Annotated in this window: 4 protein-coding genes; 3 read left to right on the forward strand and 1 reads right to left on the reverse strand. The window is 58.1% G+C overall.

All coding sequences use genetic code 11. From position 1 onward, the window contains the following. The 3 genes from WBM93_RS13875 to WBM93_RS13885 form a co-directional block, all read left to right on the forward strand. On the forward strand, positions 1-1,772 hold a 1,772-nt coding region (locus WBM93_RS13875; protein ID WP_424432455.1), incomplete at its 5' end, for a TonB-dependent receptor. Between the two features lie 20 nt (positions 1,773-1,792). Next, positions 1,793-2,653, forward strand: a complete 861-nt coding sequence (locus WBM93_RS13880) for an alpha/beta fold hydrolase (RefSeq protein ID WP_424432456.1) — start codon at positions 1,793-1,795, stop codon at positions 2,651-2,653. Next, the gene (locus WBM93_RS13885; RefSeq protein ID WP_424432457.1) at positions 2,654-3,928 is read left to right on the forward strand and encodes a spinster family MFS transporter; all 1,275 of its coding nucleotides are present in this window, start codon (positions 2,654-2,656) and stop codon (positions 3,926-3,928) included. Positions 3,929-3,960: 32 nt separating this feature from the next. Here WBM93_RS13885 and bla read toward each other — a convergent pair. Then, positions 3,961-4,944: subclass B3 metallo-beta-lactamase (gene bla / locus WBM93_RS13890; protein WP_424432458.1), on the reverse strand; the 984-nt coding region annotated here is incomplete at its 5' end.

Here is a 4,944-nt window from a genome sequence, read left to right on the forward strand (position 1 = left end):
TCACTGCCAGCATGCCGATTTCCGATCTAATCCGTGTCGGCGCATCGGGCGCACGCCTTTCACGCGGCGGTTTCGGAGACAATCTGACAAACGGTCTCGAAAATTACAACAAGGATATCTGGGCCGGTCGCGGAACCGTCGAACTGGGTGGTTACGGCGAACCGGTGCTGATCCGTATTTCCGGCGACTACACCAAGGACGAGAGCAATCCACGCGGCGGCCACCGGCTGATCCCGGGCGCGCTTTCCGGTGCACCGGTGCTTCCCAACGTGTTTGATACCCGTGGCGGACTCAACGATCCGGTTCAGGATATCGAGGCTTATGGTCTGTCGATGAATATCACGGCAAACCTCAGCGATACCGTCACGCTGCGTTCGATCAGCGCCTGGCGCAAGGACGATACCCTGACGCCGATCGACTTTGACGCATTGCCAGCGGTCGATCTCGACGTGCCGGGTATCTATCGCAACGAGCAGATCAGCCAGGAATTCCAGCTGCTTTATGAAGGCGACAAGCTTAACGGCCTGGTCGGTTTCTACTATCTTGATGCCAAGGCCGACACGCTGTTCGATGTCCGGCTATTCACCACTTTCGCTGGCCTCACCGCCTTTACCGAAGCTGATGTCGATACCGAAACCTACGCGGTTTTCGCCGATTTCACTTATGACTTCACCGAACAGTTCAGTCTTTCGGTTGGCGGACGCTATACCTGGGACGAGCGGACAGCGAGCATCTTGCGGCAGAATTTTCTTGGCGGCGGTTCGCCGACATTTGGCGGCGCAGGCATTCCCTTCGGCGGGCCCAGCACCAATTTCAAGGGTACTGCGAATTTCAAGAAATTCACCCCGCGTGCTTCGGTGAGCTTCAAGCCCACACCCGATCATAATATCTATGCAAGCTTTTCGCAGGGCTTCAAGGGCGGCGGTTTTGATCCGCGCGGTGTCGGTGTGACCGCACCCACCACCAACGCCAATGGCATCCCGAGCGATAGCGAAGTCGCCTCGTTCCTCAGCTTCCAGCCTGAAGAGGTCGACAGCTTTGAAGTCGGCTATAAGGGCAGCCTGCTAGACGGCGCACTCAATGTCGCACTCGCCGGCTTCTACACCGACTATACCAATGTCCAGATACCGGGTTCGGTAGCCTGTACCGTCGGCGGCCTGCCTTCATTCTGCGGTGTGTTTACCAACGCCGGCAAGGCCACTCTAAAGGGCGTCGAGCTTGAAGCCAGTGCGCGGCTTGGCGAGAACCTGGCCGCCAGTGGTGACCGGGTGATGCTGTCCGGCTCGCTGGGCTATATTGATGCGGAATATGACGAATATATCACCAACATCGGCGGCGTTCCGACGGATGTTGCTGAGTTCCGTTCGGTTCAGAACACGCCGGAATGGACCGCCAGCGGTACATTTTCCTATTCTACCCCGGTTGGAGAAGGGGATCTCTATCTGGGAACAACCCTGTCTTATCGCAGCAAGACCAACCAGTTCGAGATTGCCAACCCGTTCATCGATCAAAAGGGTTTTGCCCTTTGGGATGCCAATCTTGTCTACAATGCACCTGACAAACGCTGGAGCATTGGCCTGCACGGCAAGAACCTGACCAACAAGCGTTACAAGACATCGGGTTATACCTTTGTTGCTGCCAATCCTACGACGGGAGCGATCATACCGGGAGCCAACGGTCTGCCGGTCGGTACGCTCGGCCCCGAAGGAACGCTGACGGCATTCTTCGGCAACCCGCGTCAGGTCTTTGTCACCGCCGGGGTTAAATTCTGACCGGCATTTAGGCAAAATTGATGAAATATGCCGATCATGTCTATCGCAGCGCGGACGGCCGGCTGGACCTTTATGCCCGGGTCTATGGCACCGACGGCCCGCCGCTGTTGCTGATGCACGGGCTGACCCGGAACAGCGCCGATTTCGAGGCGCTGGCCGGGCATCTGGCGGGGACATATCAACTGATTGTCCCCGACCAGCGCGGTCGGGGACAATCTGGCTATGATCCAGATCCGAACAACTATACGCCTGCCATCTATGTCCAGGACATGTTTGCGCTGATCGACGGTTTGAAGCTCGAAAAGCTCGGCCTGATCGGTACGTCGCTGGGCGGACTGATGGCGATGATGATGGCGGCAATTTCTCCCCAGCGGTTCTCCTGTGTGATATTGAACGATATCGGGCCGGCGGTGGAAGCGAGTGGCCTCAACCGGATACAAAGCTATGTCGGCCCGCGTGCACCGTTTGACAGCTGGCAACAGGCGGCAGATCAATGTCGGGATGTCCATGGCGACGCCATGGCGGGATTTGAGGCACGGGACTGGCTGATCTTCGCACAGCGGACCTGCACCGAAAGGCCCGATGGCAAAATATGTTTCGCTTATGATCCGGCGATCGCGGATGGCCTGTCCGGTGAAGCGGGTTCTGCTGTTCCGCCCGATCTCTGGACGATTTGGGACAGGCTGTCGGCGCTGCCCACGCTGATCATTCGCGGTGCGTTGTCAGACATCCTCTCTCCCGCTACGGTAGCCGAAATGAAACGTCGTCATCCCGACCATTTCAGCGCCGTGGAAATCGCAGGCCGTGGTCATGCCCCGATGCTGGACGAACCCGATGCACTGGCTGCTATCGACGGGTTTCTTGCAAATATAGGAAAATAGATGGCCGATCAGCAGAGCATCACAAGCCGAACCACTTCGCCCAATGTCGCGCTTGGCATGTTGCTGCTGGTCTATATTTTCAACTTTGTCGACCGCCAGATACTGGCGATTCTGGCGGGGCCGATCCAGGCCGATCTCGGACTGACCGATACCCAGATGGGGTTGCTCGGCGGTGTGGCTTTCGCATTGCTCTATTCTACTTTGGCGGTGCCGCTGGCCTGGGTTGCGGACAAGACCAGTCGCAGCTGGGTAATCACCATTTCGCTGACCGTGTGGAGCGGCTTCACCGCTTTGACCGGACTGGCGCAGGGCTTCTGGTCGATTTTTCTGATGCGGCTGGGCGTCGGGGTCGGCGAAGCGGGCGGGGTCGCGCCATCCTACGCCCTGATATCCGACCATTTTCCGAGCGACAAACGCGCCCAAGCTTTGGCGATCTATTCGCTCGGTATTCCCCTGGGATCAGCCACCGGAGTGATCGCCGGCGGTTATATTGCCGCCACCGTTGACTGGCGCCTGGCCTTTTTCGTTGTCGGACTGTCCGGCATTTTGATCGCGCCCCTGTTCAAATATTTCGTGCGCGACAAGATCAAGCCGCAGGCACCGGCCGAACAGACCGCAGCGCCCTACAGTTTCATGGGAACAGTGCGGATTCTGGCAAAAAAACGGGCCTTCTGGTTTCTCGCCTTCGGCGCTGCCTCCAGTTCGATGCTCGGCTATGGCATTGCCTTCTGGCTGCCCAGCCTGTTGCAGCGCAGTTTTGGCCTGAGCCTGATCGATACCTCTTTATTCTATGGCGCGATATTGCTGATCGGCGGGGTTGCCGGGGTGCTCGGCGGCGGCATGATCGGCGACCGGCTCGGCAAAAACAACAAAGCGGCTTATGGTCTGGTGCCAGCGGCGGCCTTTCTACTCGCCGTACCGCTTTTCGCAGCCGGTATCATGAGCGGTTCCGCCACCCTCGCCTTCGTTCTGTTCCTGATCCCGCAGGCTTTGGCCTATTTCTGGCTGGGCCCGGTCCTGTCGGCGGTCCAGCATCTGGTGCCGGCCGATTCCCGGGCGACTGCTTCGGCGCTGTTTCTGCTGATCAACAATCTGATCGGTATCGGTGGCGGAATATTCTTTCTCGGGGCGCTGTCCGACAGCCTTACACCGATCTACGGCGAGGACGGTCTGCGCTATTCGATGCTATACTCGCTGACATTCTACGTCATCGCCGCTGCCCTGATGGCACTGGCCGCCAAACCGCTGAAAAGCGAGTGGATAGCGGAAGTCTGACCGGTCGCGAAAGACCGAGCCCGACCCTGCCCTCAGTCGCTCATGATCGCATTATATTTGAGCGTCTGCTTTTCGAGCGCCGCTTCGAACCAACGCTCCATCGTCCGGATAAACACCGGAAAGCCGCTATCATCGACAAAGGCTAGAGGATCGCCAGCCAACAGTTTTTCCTGCTTCGCCGCCATGCCGAAAAATTCGGGATGGTTGGACAGGAAAATATCCGGTTTCCAGTCGCGGGTGGTCGCGAACGTATAGCGATAATCTTCCACGATACCCGGATATTGCGGGGGTCCGACCAGCCGGTTGGCGGCAACCGAAGCGGAACAGAAGAACAAGGCCTGATAGGATTTGCCGCCCTGCGCCACATCCATCGTCCATGAGGTGCAGCCGCTTGTGTGGCCGGGGGTGAGATGCGCCTTGAGCGTCACATGACCAAGGCCGACCGTCTCTCCGTCGGCTATGATCCGGTCGACTATTACAGGCGGTGCGTTCAAACTGATATCATCTTCCGAACCGAGATAGAAACCGCCCTCGAGCGCCGAACGATCGGCTTCACTCGCCAGCAGCTTTGCGCCGGTCAGTTGCTTCAGTTCGGCCAGGCCGCCGCTATGATCCATATGGGCGTGGCTGTTGAGCAGGATTTTGACATCGGCCGGATCATAGCCGAGTTTTTTGACATTCTCCCAGACCTGCTTGCCCTGACCGGGCATCCCGCCATCGATCACAATATGGCCTTCGGCGGTCGGGATGAAGAACATCCCCAGCCCGCGCGTGCCAACGAAATAAATCCCCTGCTTATCGTCTCCGATCAGGCGGAACGGTGCGATATTTTCAAACCATGTCTGATAAAGTTTCTTAAAATCGATATCCGGCGCCGCTGCGCTGTCGGCAACCGGGTTGCTCGTCGTCACGGGTTCGGAGGGTACCGGACTGTCGTTCTGCGCGACCGGCGCGCAAGCGGCGAGTCCGCATATCCCGAGCAATAGACCATATTTGATTGTCCGCATATGTCCCTC

The organism is Parasphingorhabdus sp., from assembly GCF_049667325.1.
Taxonomy (GTDB): Bacteria; Pseudomonadota; Alphaproteobacteria; order Sphingomonadales; family Sphingomonadaceae; genus Parasphingorhabdus.

Excerpts from the sequence above, each read along its gene's own strand:
- WBM93_RS13880 (WP_424432456.1), top strand. The coding sequence starts at position 1,793 with ATGAAATATGCCGATCATGTCTATCGCAGCGCGGACGGCCGGCTGGAC.
- WBM93_RS13885 (WP_424432457.1), top strand. The coding sequence starts at position 2,654 with ATGGCCGATCAGCAGAGCATCACAAGCCGAACCACTTCGCCCAATGTC.